The organism is Leeuwenhoekiella marinoflava DSM 3653, from assembly GCF_900129005.1.
Lineage (GTDB): Bacteria > Bacteroidota > Bacteroidia > Flavobacteriales > Flavobacteriaceae > Leeuwenhoekiella > Leeuwenhoekiella marinoflava.
This window is the reverse complement of record NZ_FQUN01000009.1, coordinates 61089-75309: the sequence shown is the minus strand read 5'-3', so window position 1 is coordinate 75309 and position 14221 is coordinate 61089. Positions and strand designations below refer to the sequence as shown.

The following is a 14221-nucleotide window of genomic DNA, read 5'->3' as shown; positions in this document are numbered from 1 at the left end:
ATGTAACAAAATTTAGTGTAAATCGTCATCCTTGTAACTAACCGCAATTAAATATGAACCAAAACGAGTTTTTAGCAAAAGTCACTCCTGTTCAGGATCGTTTGTATCGCTTAGCAAAGCGACTGCTGGTTTCTGAAGATGAAGCGCAAGATGCAACTCAGGAGGTACTTATTAAACTGTGGTCTAATCGTAAAAAGATTAAAAAATTGAGAAGTGTAGAAGCTTTTGCCGTAACAATGACCAAAAACTATTGTTACGATAAACTGAAAGCAAAAAGTAGCAGCAACTTACAGTTAGTGCATACTAACTATGAAGATCAGCACTACAACACAGTAAAGACCAGCGAGAATAGTGACAGTGTCAATTGGGTATTGAAATTGATGAAAGACTTACCCGAACAGCAACGACTGGTTTTGCATATGCGAGATGTGGAGCAATACACCAATAGTGAAATAGCAGAAGAATTAGATTTAAATGAAACAGCGGTGCGTGTAACGCTGTCTAGAGCTCGAAAAACCATACGTGAACAATTGTTAAAAAAACATAACTATGGACTTAAATAAAATAGAAAACCTGCTGGAGCTTTATTTTGAGGGAGAAACTTCCTTAAAGCAAGAAGCGCAGCTGCAGGAATACTTCACTAGTGATGAAGTAGCTCCGCACCTGGCAGAGTACGTGCCTATCTTTGACGCTTTCGCGAAAGCTAAAGAAACGGGCTTTAACCGTACTTTAGAATTACCAGAAACTAAAAGATCCTATAAATGGATACCTGTTGCAGCCAGTATCTTATTGTGTATAGGTCTCTTTTTAACCTATAATCAGAAGCAAGGTTCTGCAAATGATTTGGGTACTTATAAAGATCCTGAAGTAGCAGCTTTAAAAACAAAACAAGCGCTGTTTATGATGGGGAGCTTTATGAATAAAGGTACCGGCCAGTTAGAAAAACTGGAAACCTTTGAAGAAACCGCAAATCAAATTAAAAAATAATCAAAATCAAAAAACGATGAATAAATTAGTAATTATCTTAATGTTAGTAGGTCTTAGCTTTACCTCTTTTGCTCAAAATAGCTTTGATAAGTTTGAAAACATGAAAGACGTTACCGCAATGGTAATGAATCAAAAAATGTTCAAACTATTAGCGAAAATGGATTTGGACTCTAAAGACCCTGAGATGAAAAGCTATATCGATATGGTGAATAGCCTTGAAGATATAAAGGTTTTCAGTACAAAAAGCTCGTATGCTGCTAAGGAAATGAGAGGAGAATTTAACACTTATAAAACGAGTCAGCATCTGGAGCAATTAATGAGTGTAAAAGACGATGGTAAGAACGTGAATTTTTACTACACGCCCGGTAAAAGTGATGACTTTGTAAGCGAATTTTTAATGTTTATTGATGGTGAAAACAATAATGACGATACGGTACTTATTAAAATCACAGGTAATATAGACCTTAAAGAAATAGGCAAAATAGCAAGTAGCATCAACTTCAAAGGAAGCGAGGAGCTTAATAACGTAAAAGTAAATTAAAATGAAAGCTTTAAAATTGAGTCTGGTTCTGCTAATGATAGCAACTTGTATAAGCTGTACTAAAAAGCAGTCCTTGCAAGAATATTATATAGATAGCAAAGAGAACGATAAGTTTATTATGGTTGACTTGCCTACAAGTCTTATTGCTCCTAAAAGCGAAAGTCTTTCTGAAGATCAGCAAAGAGTGATAGCTTCGGTAAAAAAGGTAAATCTTTTGGCTTATTCTATGAAAGATACCAGCTTTTATAATTCTGAGACCGATAAGGTAAATGGTATTCTTAATGGAGACAATTATGACGAACTTATGAAGTTAGGAACTTCTGAGCAACGTATGCGAATTTTTATCAAAGGAGATGAAGAGGCTATAGATGAAGTCGTAGTTTTTGCGCAGGATAACAACAAGGGTTTTTTATTAGCTCGCGTTCTTGGTGATGATATGAATGTGGCTGATATGGTACGTTTTGCTGAAACCATGGATACGAGTAGTGCAGCTCTCAACACTGGTGGTTTTGAAGGTATAATGGACGTATTTAAGTAAACTACCTTGGGGCAAGCAAGGCATTAAAAAGAAACAGCTTTTGACTTCTAGGCAAGCCTCGGAGCATTTAAATCTCGATTATCGAGTAAATCGAATACAAATACTGAATTTTAAAGAGCGCTGAATGCGCTCTTTTTTATTTAGAACTAATTTAAACAATGACTTATGTCAGTGCTGTCTTAAATAATGAAATCGTATTTTTGCGTAAACCAATTCTCCACTCCATGAACAAAGGAATTTACATTGCCACACTAGAACCTAATAGTGGTAAATCTATTGTTTCACTAGGGTTGATGCGCACACTTTTGGGTAAAACTGCAAAAGTGGGCTATTTCAGACCTATAATTGATGACAGTAAAAACACAGGTAAAGACAATCATATTAGTACCGTGATTTCTTTTTTTGATATTGATCTCGACTATAAAGATGCTTATGCATTTACCAGTAGTGAAATCATCAAAAAGAGAAACAAAGGGAGGTCTGGTGAAATTCTGGATACGATTATCACCAAATATAAGAATCTCGAAGATCGGTTTGATTTTGTTCTGGTAGAAGGATCAGATTTTACTGGAGAAGGGAGTATTTTTGAATTTGATACCAATGTACTTATTGCTAAAAATCTAGGCTTACCTGTAATTCTTGTAGGTAGCGGAGTAGGTAAGACCGAAGATGAATTGTTGGGAAGTTTACAAATTGCGTACACTACTTTTCTAGATAAAGATGTTTCGGTTTTAGCAGTTGTTGCTAATAAGGTTCAAGAAGAAAATTTAAAAATAGCCAAAGACGGTTTGAGTAAATTTTTGCCAGATTCTGTTGAGGTATTTGCGATTCCATTTACCGAAAAATTAGCACATCCTACTTTAAAGGAAATTGTAGAAGAATTAGATGGTGAAGTCTTATTCGGTTCAGAATTCTTAGATAATCAGACCGGTAATTTTGGTGTAGGAGCGATGCAGTTGCGTAACTATTTAACACATTTAAAACAAGACAGTTTGGTTATCACGCCCGGGGATCGGGCAGATATTATTCTGGGAGCTTTACAGGCAAATATTTCTACCAATTATCCCAGAATATCAGGTATAATTTTAACAGGTGGTTTGAAGCCTGAAGAACCTATTCTTAAATTGATACAGGGGCTTTCTCAGATTGTACCTATTGTTTCGGTTAATGACGGTACTTTTTCGGTAACAAACAGAGTGGGAAATATTAAATCAAAAATTTACGCCAGCAGTAAGCCTAAAATAGAAACTTCACTTACTGTATTCGCTAAAGAGGTTTCTTTTGATAAACTTATTGAACGCTTAATCAATTTGAAGCCTAAAGGAATTACACCTAGAATGTTTCAATATGGATTGATGAAACGTGCCAGAACTGCAAAAAAGCACATTGTAATGCCCGAAGGTACAGACGAGCGTATTTTGAGCGCTGCAGTACAATTGGTTGAATTGGATATTGTGAAAATCACATTGCTTGGTGATTTAGAGCAGGTTAAAGAAAAAGCTGTTCAATACAGTATTCCACTTGATCTGGAAAAAATAACGGTAATAGATCCTGTAAAATCGTTACATTTTGAGGACTATGTAGAAACCTTTTACGAGTTACGCAAGCATAAGAATGTAAACCGCGATATCGCAAAAGACTGGATGGCAGATGTATCGTATTTTGGTACCATGATGATTTATAAAGGTCACGCAGACGGTATGGTAAGTGGTGCGGCTCATACTACACAACACACCATCAGACCGGCGCTTCAGTTTATCAAAACAAAGCCTGGTGTTTCAGTGGTTTCTTCGGTATTTTTTATGTGTTTAGAAGACCGTGTTTCGGTTTTTGGAGATTGTGCAATCAATCCTAATCCTTCAGCGACAGAACTGGCAGAAATCGCTATTTCTTCCGCAGAAAGCAGTCTGGCTTTTGGGATAGAACCTAAAATTGCAATGCTATCGTATTCCTCAGGAACTTCGGGTAAAGGTGCAGATGTTGATCGCGTTCGGGAAGCTACTGAGATCGTTAAAAAAGAACGTCCAGATTTAAAGATTGAAGGACCCATTCAATATGATGCTGCTGTAGATGCAGCAGTAGGTAAAAGTAAATTACCGGATTCTGAAGTTGCCGGTGAGGCGAGTGTATTGATTTTCCCGGATTTAAATACCGGAAACAATACGTACAAAGCTGTGCAACGTGAGACGGGTGCTTTGGCCATAGGTCCTATGTTACAAGGACTCAACAAACCTGTAAATGATTTAAGTCGTGGGTGTACTGTAGAAGATATATTTAACACGGTAATTATTACTGCTATTCAGGCGCAAGGCCTCTAATTAGATTGAATTTAAAATGAAAATACTCATAATAAACTCCGGAAGCTCTTCCATAAAATTTCAACTCATTCACATGCCGCATGCTGCTGTTTTGGCAAGCGGAATGGTTGAACGAATAGGTATTGAAGAGGGGGCGATTTCTTATAAGAATACAAACAAGGATTTTTCTAAAAGCATGAATTTTCCGGACCACGCTTCGGGCTTGCAAAAGATTGCAGACCTTTTAATGGATTCTGAAGTAGGAGTGATTAGCAGTGCAGATGAGGTTGATGCTGTAGGACATCGCGTAGTGCACGGAGGCAAGCAATTTACCGAGACTATAAAGGTGAATGAAGAAGTAAAGGCAAATATTAAACGCCTGTTTTCGCTTGCGCCTTTACACAATCCAGCGCACCTTACTGGTATTGAAGTAGCAGAAGATTTATTTAAAAATGCTCCTCAGGTCTGTGTGTTTGACACGGCTTTTTTCACAACAATACCACAAAAAGCTTATCAGTACGCGATTCCTAAACATTTTATGGAGGATTCTCGAATACGCTTGTACGGTTTTCACGGTACAAGTCATAAGTATGTTTCTGAAAAAGCCATTGAGCATTTAGGAGATCCTGAAGCAAAACTAATCACAATACACTTGGGTAACGGTTGTAGTATGGCTGCTATTAAAGCGGGCAAAGCCATTGATACTTCTATGGGCTTTGGACCTGCAAACGGATTGATTATGGGTACTCGTGCCGGAGATATAGACCAGAGTGTGGTTTTCTATATGCAAGAACATCTGGGGTATTCTGTAAAAGAAGTGAGTGATATTCTGTTGAAAAAAAGCGGTATGTTAGGACTTACCGGTTACAGTGATTTACGGGATATAGAGGCTGCAGCAGCAGCAGGTGATGCGGCTTGTGCTTTAGCTTTAGAAATGAATGCTTACCGCATTCGTAAATTTATAGGTGCTTATGCGGCAGCTTTAAATGGAGTTGATGCTATTGTATTCACTGCAGGAATAGGTGAGAATAGCAGTACGATACGCAGTAAGGTTTGTAGGGAAATGGAATATCTTGGGATTGAACTTGATGAAAGTCTCAATGGGCAACTTTCTAAACAATTACGTGAAATTCAATCTGCTTTTTCTAAGGTGAAAATAATAGTTATACCGACTAATGAAGAGCTTGCGATTGCTACTCAGGTTTATGAACTGATCAATTAAAATAAAACTAAGAGCGACGGGTTCGCCACAAATTATAATAGAGAAGAGCAATAAAAATAAGCGCTAAACCTAAAAGCACTAGTGTCTTAGTAAGAATCCCCGCGAGACCCGCAATAAGAATTCCTACATAAAGCAATAGCACTAAAATTAGATTTAGCGAATATTTTAAGAACATTAGATTCCGGTATAATTAGCCGGAGTAATTGCTTTTAATTCTGTTTTGATTGAATCACTCACTTCTAAAGTATCTATAAATCGATGCATAGAATCCTGAGTGATAGCTTCATTAGTACGTGTAAGTCCTTTTAAAGCTTCGTATGGGTTAGCGTAACCTTCGCGACGTAAGATAGTCTGTATCGCTTCTGCTACAACGGCCCAGTTATCTTCAAGATCTTTAGCAAATTTGCTTTCGTTCAATAATAATTTATTTAGACCTTTTAATGTGCTTTGTAAACCTATCAACGTATGACCATAAGGAACTCCTATATTGCGTAAAACCGTACTGTCTGTAAGGTCTCGCTGTAATCTGGAGATAGGTAATTTTGCTGATAAATGTTCAAATAAAGCATTTGCAATTCCTAAGTTTCCTTCACTATTTTCAAAATCAATAGGGTTTACTTTATGCGGCATAGCCGAAGAACCAACTTCTCCTTTCTTGATTTTCTGCTTAAAATATTCCATCGAAATATATTGCCAAAAATCACGATCAAGATCTAATAAGATGGTATTTATGCGTTTAATGTTATCAAAAAGAGCAGCCATATGGTCGTAATGCTCAATCTGCGTAGTAGGGAAGGAGTGATGTAATTTTAAGGTTCCGCTTACAAAAGATTTACCAAAAGCTTTCCAGTCAATTTGTGGATAAGCTACGTGGTGGGCATTATAATTACCGGTTGCTCCACCAAATTTTGCGGCGCTTGGTATATCTTTTAAAAGACGAATTTGTTCTTCTAGACGAACTACAAAAACTTCGATTTCTTTACCTAAACGTGTAGGAGATGCCGGTTGACCGTGAGTACGGGCAAGCATCGAGATGGTTTCCCACTCATCTGTAAGTTGCTTCAAATGATCTACCACTTCAAGAAGCTGTGGTAAATAAACCTGATTTGTTGCATCTTTTAAACTCAACGGGATTGCTGTGTTGTTGATATCCTGAGAAGTCAGACCAAAGTGTATAAACTCTTTAGACTCTGTTAAGCCAAGTCCATCAAATTTTTCTTTGATAAAATACTCAACAGCTTTAACGTCGTGATTGGTAACGCTTTCAATTTCCTTTACTTTAAGCGCATCATCAGTAGTAAAATCTTCATAGATCGCTCGCAATTGCGGATATTTTCCCTTCGGAAATTCGCTAAGCTGAGGCAAAGGGATTTCACATAAGGCGATAAAATATTCGATTTCTACTTTGACGCGATATTTTATAAGTGCTTTTTCAGAAAAATAAGCCGAAAGTGATTCGGTTTTACGTGAATATCTGCCGTCTATAGGTGATACGGCTTCTAGTGAAGATAAAGACATAGTTGCTTTTATAGTTAAAAGCGCAAATATACACAGCTACTTGCTAGCAACAAACGAGAATTTGAAGTAAACTCCTTGTACGGGCTTAAAAGGACTTAATCTAGATAATGGAGACGATTTTAGTTAAGATTTAAGCTTTTTTAAAAGAGCCTTGGCCCGGGATTGAAATGCTGCAGAACTCCTATCAAATTGGAGTTCTAATTGTGCTTTCAGTTCGCCGGGAATCCAACTTTCCGTTTCAGAAAGATTGTAAATACTTTGCATTGCAAAAACCTTAACGGCAACTTTCTCATTACCTATTAACCAGTCGAAGCATTTTGAAAGAATTTGTTCACGTTCAGCCTTAGATAAGTTTTCATTTTTTAGAAATTCAGAAGTGAGCAATTCGCAAATTTTTGAAAAAATGCGGGAAACAGTTTCTATCTTATTTTCTTGGAGAACATTTAGAAATGAGCTCCGATAAGGCTTGAGAATTTTTATATCTGAACGTAATGCAATATCTAAACCATAAGCAGCTTTTGTAGCAAGTTTCTCAGAACCTTCTTGTATGAATTTTAAGCTATAGTTGATAAGCTCCGGTTCAGCTAAGATTTCTTGACCAAGAGCCTTACGGTCGCTCAATCGCGATGAAATTTGTAAAACTTGAGCAGCCCATTCTTCTTCAGTCATTTTAATTGAGTAATTTGACTTTTAGATTTAAAAATAATAATATGGTCTGGATAAAACGTCTTTTGATACTTGCTTTGATCGCTCTGATTGTAATTCAATTTATTCCTGTGGAAAAAAATGAGGGTGGTTATGAATCTTTAAACGTGTTTGTAGCCGAAACAAAACCCAGTGATGAAGTGGCAGCCATACTTAAAAGCGCTTGTTATGATTGTCACAGCAATCAAACTGTATACCCTTGGTATTCCAATCTGGCTCCTGCAAGTTTTTATTTGGCAGATCACGTAGATAATGGAAAGCGTCATCTTAATTTTTCAGCATGGGACGCCTATTCCACAAAGCGAAAAGATCATAAACTGGATGAACTGATAGAGGAAGTAGAAGCCGGTGAGATGCCATTAGAATCGTATATGCTCATTCATAGCGAAGCAACGTTAGATGCCGCACAAACCGAAGCTTTAGTAAATTGGGCAAAAGCTGCCAGACTTAACTATTCAGAAGCTTTTCAACCACAGTAGGTACGCCGGTTGAGGCATTTTCAGTAATGACACTAAGATTAGCTTGTGATTTGATATTCGGTTTAGGATCTATAAAATAAATATCGGCATCCTGTTTAGCATAGTTAATTAAGGAAGCAGCCGGATAAACCTGCATAGAAGTACCTATAATTAAAATATAATCAGCTTCAGATGTGAGCTGGGCTGCTGTATCGAGTAAGGGAACCATCTCACCAAACCAAACAATATGCGGGCGTAACTGACTCTTCTTATCACATAAATCGCCTTCGCAAATGTCACCGCTCCAATCTAAAACCAAATTTTCATCAACCGTACTTCTGGCTTTTAAAAGTTCGCCGTGTAAATGAACTACAGAAGAGCTACCTGCTCGCTCATGTAAATCATCTACATTTTGAGTGATAATATCAACCTGAAATTGTTCTTCAAGGTCTACAAGCGCTTTGTGTGCTGGGTTGGGGTCAACCGTTTTCAGTTGTCGTCGGCGTTGATTGTAAAAATCTAAAACAAGCGTTTGATTATTGAGCCAGCCTTCCGGGCTGGCAACTTCCATAACGTCGTGACCTTCCCAGAGTCCATTAGAATCTCTAAAGGTTTTTAGTCCACTTTCAGCACTGATTCCTGCGCCGGTGAGTACTACTATTTTTTTCAAATCAAATATTTTTTTAAATATACAAAGACAAAATTTTGGTAATGAAAGAATCCTTTGAATATTTGCCGGATGAATACAGCTACAATACAATATCTAGAGTCTTACCTTACTCCACGTCGACAGCAGCTCTTTAAAGAAGTTTTGGCAGAGCGTACACGCTTTTTAACCGTTGCAATAGAAGATGTGGGGCATTTGCATAACACCAGTGCGGTGATGCGCAGTTGCGATGCTTTTGGTGTTCAGGATGTGCACGTGATTGAAGAATTAAAAGGAAAACGTATCGATCGGGAGATTGCTATGGGAGCTCAAAAGTGGACAACCGTTCACAGATATGATTCTACAAAAAATGCATTAGACCAACTTAAGCAAAACGGATATCGTATTGTAGCCACAACACCGCATCATACTGCGCATAAACTAGAGGATTTTAAGTTAAACCAACCTACCGCATTATTCTTCGGAAGTGAAAAAGATGGCTTGACAGAAACTGTTATTGAAGCAGCAGATGATTATGTGTATATACCCACTTTCGGTTTTACGCAAAGTTTAAATATTTCAGTTTGCGCCGCTATATTACTGCAAGAGTTAACACAAAGAATGCGCAATTCAGCATTAGATTGGGATTTGAAAGAGTCTGATATTCTTGAAATAAAAGAGTTATGGCTCAAACGTAATTTAAAAGATTATGACGCTTTGTTGAATCAATATAAAACACAAGAATAATGAATTTAGTTGATTGGTTAGGAGCGCTTGGTGTATTTCAGATTTTATTAGCATACCTTTTAAATCTGAGTCAAAAAGTGAAAACTTCAGATTGGTCTTTTATTCTTTTGAATACAATAGGAGCTGGAATGGCTTGTCTTGCAAGCGTACTATTGGAATATTGGCCTTTTATAATTTTAGAAGGAGTGTGGATGCTGGTTTCAATAATCAGCTTTTTTAAAAAGCTGATTCAAAAAGCCTAAATTGAGAATATTCAATTACTAATGAGGTGAGTTTTAACCTCTATCTCTATTAAGTACTCTGTATTCTTCATAACAACTGCTTAAAGCATCTAGAATCTGTAGATCGTTAGCCGTTTTCACAAAGCTTTCAGAATAGTCACATCTACCTAAAATAGCTTCAATATCTTCACGCGGTATCTGTAAAAGTGCAGATAATGTCTCACGGTCAAATTTGGTAATAAGCAAATCCCTAATATTTTCGTCTTCCTTCATCTGGCGTAGTTTACGCATCTGCGAACCTTTATTAGAGAAAACTTTATTGAGAAAATCTGCTGGATTAAAAATAGCGCTGAGTACTTTATTTATTGCTCCGGGTTGAGAATCCCCGGCTTCATAACCGGTTTCTAAACCAGAAATGCTATACCGTACATTTTTATAAACAGGTACATTGCGCGCGTCAATCTCAAGATAACCGGTAAGTTCTACATCTTTAACAACAACCTCTTCCAAAGCAATACCTGTTTCAGTCATTTTTACTTTTACATCTCCAAAACGTTTCCAGTCATTGGTAACGCGTACTTGTAAACTTTTAAAGCCTAAAAAAGAGAAATAAAGAGTGTCTGTAGAAGCAGCTTTCAATCTAAAGCTACCATCTTCTTTCGTAATGGTTCCTTTTACGGTATTGAGATTTATGATGTTAACACCATCTAGCGGTTTATCTGTTGAAGCATTGAGAACGGTCCCTTCTATGTAGGTTTCTTCTTCTTGCTCTTGCACAGCAGAAGTTGAAGTTTCCTGAGCAAAAGTATAAATAGGGGCTGTTAACAACAGCAGAACAAATAAAATAGTTTTCATAGAGGATGCCAATTTAGAAAAAGAGACGGAAAAATCATACCAAACGTGACAAATCCGTCTCAATTTTTATAAAATACTATCGATCTCTTCTTCTTCTTTTACCAGAAAAAGGACTTTTATTTTCTTTTGACTCTGGTTTGCTTTTGCCACGACGCTCGCCGCCACTTTTAGATTTTCCTCTAAAGCCATCTCCAGAATCTGATCTGCGACCACTGCCACCACCAGAATCATTTCTACGACCGCGACCTCTTCCGCCATCGCCATCGCCACTTCTGCGATCATTGCGTTTGCGTTTGCCACCGCCACCACGAGTATCTTTAGTGATCTCTACGTGAACTTGTCTTCCCTGAAGTTTAAAATCTTCAAATAAAGCAAGTATAGCATCTTTATGCTCAGTATCGGTATTAAAGAATGAGAAAGAATCTTTACAGTCTACTTTGTAAATTCCATCACCAAGACCGGTAGTTTCCTTTAAAAAGTCTTTAAGGCTCATCCAATCAAAATCGTCTTTTGCACCAATGTTTATAAAGTATCTGGTAGATTCACCAGACTCTTCCTTAAGATCTGCTTTTACAGCAACATTAAGATCTTTAGTTTTTTGGTAGTAATTGAAGAAACGTGTAAACTCAACAGAGAATACTTTTTTAATAACTTCTTCACGACTTAAACCTTCAAGAACTTCATTAATACTGAACAAATACGGATTGATCTCGTCGTTGATCTTAGTATTGCGAATATCATTTGCTAAGTGCATCAACTGTACTTCGCAAATTTCCATTCCTGTCGGAATATCTTTTTGCTCAAACTTCTTGTTGATGATTTTTTCTAGTGTGCGTATTTTACGCAATTCACTCTTAGAAACAATGACCATCGAAATACCGGTTTTACCAGCACGACCGGTACGACCGCTACGGTGCGTATAGGTCTCAATCTCGTCTGGTAACTGGTAGTTGATTACGTGAGTAATATCATCAACATCAATACCACGAGCAGCAACGTCTGTAGCTACAAGCATTTGTATTTGACGTGCTCTAAAACTTTTCATAACCAAATCACGCTGATTCTGACTCAAATCTCCGTGTAATGCAGAAGCATTATAACCGTCTTCAATAAGATTTTCGGCTACTTTTTGCGTATCACGCTTGGTACGACAAAACACAACAGAGAAAATATCAGGGTTTGCATCTGCAAGACGTTTAAGAGCTTGGTAACGGTCACGAGCATTAACCATGTAATATTCGTGAGATACGTTCTCAGCACCCATATTTTTAGTTCCTACTGTAATTTCAATAGGGTTATTCATAAATTGCTTAGCAATACGAGCAACTTCTTTAGGCATGGTAGCCGAAAATAACCAGGTTTGCTTTCCTTTAGGAGTATCAGCAAGAATGGTAGTGATGTCTTCATAAAAACCCATGTTGAGCATTTCATCAGCTTCATCTAACACACAAAAATCAATTCCTGAAATATCTACCAGGTTACGACGCATCATATCTTGCATACGACCCGGAGTCGCAACAATGATTTGAGCTCCGCGAGAAATTTGGCGAGCTTGTTCTTGAATGTTGGCACCACCATAAACAGCAACGGTATTTAAACCTTTAACGTGTTTGGAGTAATTCTTTAATTCGTTTGTGATCTGCAAACACAGTTCGCGGGTAGGAGAGATGATTAACCCCTGTGTTTTGCGATTGTTTGCATCAACTTTTTGAATAAGCGGAAAACCAAATGCTGCCGTTTTACCTGTACCTGTCTGAGCGAGTGCAACTACGTCTGTTGCCTCGCGTAATAGGACCGGGATGGCTTTTTCTTGCACTTCTGAAGGCTCTGTAAAACCCATATCGGTTACAGCTTGCAAGATGGCATCATTAAGTCCTAACGCTTTAAATGTATTCATATAAAATAATTATCTTAAATCAACGTCGATTTAAGAGGGCGCAAAGATACAGTTATTTGAGATAAGAACAGAGTGTTGACTAAATTGATTTAAATAAGTGTAAATCAAATGTTTGAATGGGTTAAAAAGTGTTTAACTCAATTTTTGTAAGCTATTGATACTTAGTCTTCCGCGAGTTAAGGCTATTTTTTGAGATAATCTAATAACTTTTGTGTTGCTTTACCACGATGTCCTATTTTGTTTTTTTCTGAAAGCGACATTTCGGCAAAAGTTGTGGTAAAACCTTCAGGCTTAAATACCGGGTCGTAACCAAAACCTTTGTTGCCGGTTTTCTCTTCCGTAATAACTCCTTTACAAACTCCTTCAAAAAGCTGTTCTTTTCCATCAAGAATTAATGCGATTACCGTTTTAAATTGGGCACTACGATTGGTTTTATCTTTGAGTTCGGTGAGTAGTTTTTGAGTATTGTCTTCGGCGTTTTTTTGTTCACCGGCATACCGCGCACTATAAACTCCGGGAGCGCCATTTAAAACTTCAACTTCAAGACCGGTATCGTCTGCAAAACAATCAAAACCGTATTTTTCTTTTACATAACGAGCTTTTATGAGCGCATTGCCTTCAATGGTAGGAGCATCTTCAATAATATCTTCATGACAATCAATATCGGTTAAGCTTTTAAGCTGAATATGTTCTGGCATTAAAGCCTGAATTTCTTTTAGTTTATTGGAATTATGCGTAGCGAAGACCAGTGTCATTTTAGTTGTTTTATAGGAAGCAGCAAGTTATTAAAATTGAATTTAAAACGGCGAAGCTTTCTAATTTGGAAATTTTCTAAAGTGACTTTTATCATTGTCTTGAGCCTGATGTTGTTCTAAATTAGTTGCATGCAAAACGAACAACATTATGCGCAACGCAGCGGCTGGTTGAGAGCTGCTGTTTTAGGAGCCAATGACGGGATACTTTCAACAGCCAGTCTTGTTATAGGTGTTGCTGCTGCCAGCACGACAAGAGAACCTATTGTATTAGCAGGAGTAGCCGGTATTGTAGCGGGAGCTTTGTCTATGGCTGCCGGTGAGTATGTTTCTGTAAGTTCACAGAGTGATATAGAAAGAGCCGATTTAGAACGGGAGGCCAACGAGTTGGCTACTATGCCTGAGGAAGAATTGCACGAACTTAAAGATCTTTATATCAATCGTGGACTCACCGAAGAAACGGCGCTTGAAGTCGCTAAACAATTAACTGCACATAACGCATTAGAGGCGCACGCTCGTGACGAATTGGGGATGCACGAAATCACTCAGGCTAAACCTTTACAGGCGGCATTATCCAGTGGAGCAGCATTTACTGTTGGTGGAGTTTTACCGGTTTTTGTAGCTTTTTTAGCCCCGGTAGAGTATATGGAATATGTTCAATACGTGAGTGCAATCTTATTCTTGATCATTTTGGGAGCGATGGCTGCTAAAACAGGCGGTTCTAATATGGTTACTGCAATACTTAGAATTACACTATGGGGAACATTAGCAATGCTTGCAACTGCTATAATCGGGCATTTATTTGGGGTGAATGTAGCTTAGGTAGAAAATTAATAA

Annotated in this window: 16 protein-coding genes; 10 read left to right on the top strand and 6 right to left on the bottom strand. The window is 37.7% G+C overall.

Translation table 11 applies throughout. The features are described 5' to 3' along the window. Nucleotides 1-53 precede the first annotated feature (53 nt). The 6 genes from BUB91_RS08955 (at nucleotide 54) to BUB91_RS08930 (ending at nucleotide 5585) form a co-directional block, all read left to right on the top strand. The gene (locus BUB91_RS08955; RefSeq protein WP_073098903.1) at nucleotides 54-563 is read left to right on the top strand and encodes an RNA polymerase sigma factor; all 510 of its coding nucleotides are present in this window, start codon (nucleotides 54-56) and stop codon (nucleotides 561-563) included. Beyond that, entirely contained in the window at nucleotides 550-987 is a 438-nt protein-coding gene (locus tag BUB91_RS08950) for a hypothetical protein (RefSeq protein WP_073098902.1), read from the top strand. The genes BUB91_RS08955 and BUB91_RS08950 overlap by 14 nt, the downstream gene beginning before the upstream one ends. Nucleotides 988-1003: 16 nt before the next feature. Then, entirely contained in the window at nucleotides 1004-1528 is a 525-nt protein-coding gene (locus BUB91_RS08945) for a DUF4252 domain-containing protein (RefSeq protein ID WP_073099043.1), read from the top strand. A gap of 1 nt (nucleotide 1529) precedes the next feature. Continuing rightward, on the top strand, nucleotides 1530-2066 hold the full coding sequence (locus tag BUB91_RS08940; RefSeq protein ID WP_073098901.1) for a DUF4252 domain-containing protein: 537 nt from the start codon (nucleotides 1530-1532) through the stop codon (nucleotides 2064-2066). Nucleotides 2067-2290: 224 nt separating this feature from the next. After that, nucleotides 2291-4384, top strand: coding sequence for a phosphate acetyltransferase (gene pta, locus BUB91_RS08935; RefSeq protein ID WP_073098900.1), 2094 nt, complete (start codon nucleotides 2291-2293; stop codon nucleotides 4382-4384). Between the two features lie 16 nt (nucleotides 4385-4400). Next, on the top strand, nucleotides 4401-5585 hold the full coding sequence (locus tag BUB91_RS08930) for an acetate/propionate family kinase (RefSeq protein ID WP_073098899.1): 1185 nt from the start codon (nucleotides 4401-4403) through the stop codon (nucleotides 5583-5585). 174 nt (nucleotides 5586-5759) lie between these two features. On the opposite strand, the gene purB is transcribed toward BUB91_RS08930, so the two are convergent. Together purB and BUB91_RS08920 are read right to left on the bottom strand one after the other, a co-directional pair. Beyond that, a complete protein-coding gene (purB, locus tag BUB91_RS08925; protein ID WP_073098898.1) occupies nucleotides 5760-7103 on the bottom strand; it encodes an adenylosuccinate lyase in 1344 nt (447 codons plus the stop codon). Nucleotides 7104-7226: 123 nt separating this feature from the next. Beyond that, nucleotides 7227-7772, bottom strand: coding sequence for a hypothetical protein (locus BUB91_RS08920; RefSeq protein WP_073098897.1), 546 nt, complete (start codon nucleotides 7770-7772; stop codon nucleotides 7227-7229). A gap of 41 nt (nucleotides 7773-7813) precedes the next feature. Here BUB91_RS08920 and BUB91_RS08915 point away from each other — a divergent pair, with 41 nt between their 5' ends. After that, a complete protein-coding gene (locus BUB91_RS08915; protein ID WP_073098896.1) occupies nucleotides 7814-8287 on the top strand; it encodes a heme-binding domain-containing protein in 474 nt (157 codons plus the stop codon). On the opposite strand, the gene BUB91_RS08910 is transcribed toward BUB91_RS08915, so the two are convergent. Further along, nucleotides 8256-8936 carry an SIR2 family NAD-dependent protein deacylase gene (locus BUB91_RS08910; protein WP_073098895.1) on the bottom strand — a complete coding sequence of 227 codons (681 nt, stop codon included), beginning with the start codon at nucleotides 8934-8936 and terminating at the stop codon, nucleotides 8256-8258. The two genes, BUB91_RS08915 and BUB91_RS08910, sit on opposite strands and share 32 nt — an antisense overlap. Before the next feature lie 69 nt (nucleotides 8937-9005). Between BUB91_RS08910 and BUB91_RS08905 the strand changes: the two genes are divergently transcribed. After that, nucleotides 9006-9659: a TrmH family RNA methyltransferase gene (locus BUB91_RS08905; RefSeq protein WP_073098894.1), complete on the top strand. Its 654-nt coding sequence runs from the start codon at nucleotides 9006-9008 to the stop codon at nucleotides 9657-9659. After that, on the top strand, nucleotides 9659-9901 hold the full coding sequence (locus BUB91_RS08900; protein WP_073098893.1) for a CBU_0592 family membrane protein: 243 nt from the start codon (nucleotides 9659-9661) through the stop codon (nucleotides 9899-9901). The genes BUB91_RS08905 and BUB91_RS08900 overlap by 1 nt, the downstream gene beginning before the upstream one ends. Nucleotides 9902-9934: 33 nt before the next feature. On the opposite strand, the gene BUB91_RS08895 is transcribed toward BUB91_RS08900, so the two are convergent. The 3 genes from BUB91_RS08895 to BUB91_RS08885 all read right to left on the bottom strand — a co-directional run bounded on the left by BUB91_RS08895 (nucleotide 9935) and on the right by BUB91_RS08885 (nucleotide 13387). Further along, nucleotides 9935-10735, bottom strand: a complete 801-nt coding sequence (locus tag BUB91_RS08895; protein WP_073098892.1) for a carboxypeptidase-like regulatory domain-containing protein — start codon at nucleotides 10733-10735, stop codon at nucleotides 9935-9937. A 76-nt stretch (nucleotides 10736-10811) separates the two neighbouring features. Then, nucleotides 10812-12632: a DEAD/DEAH box helicase gene (locus tag BUB91_RS08890; protein WP_073098891.1), complete on the bottom strand. Its 1821-nt coding sequence runs from the start codon at nucleotides 12630-12632 to the stop codon at nucleotides 10812-10814. A gap of 182 nt (nucleotides 12633-12814) precedes the next feature. Then, nucleotides 12815-13387 (bottom strand): non-canonical purine NTP diphosphatase, encoded by a 573-nt coding sequence (locus tag BUB91_RS08885; RefSeq protein ID WP_073098890.1) that lies wholly within the window; start codon nucleotides 13385-13387, stop codon nucleotides 12815-12817. A gap of 129 nt (nucleotides 13388-13516) precedes the next feature. Here BUB91_RS08885 and BUB91_RS08880 point away from each other — a divergent pair, with 129 nt between their 5' ends. Next, entirely contained in the window at nucleotides 13517-14206 is a 690-nt protein-coding gene (locus tag BUB91_RS08880; RefSeq protein WP_073098889.1) for a VIT1/CCC1 transporter family protein, read from the top strand. Nucleotides 14207-14221 lie beyond the last annotated feature (15 nt).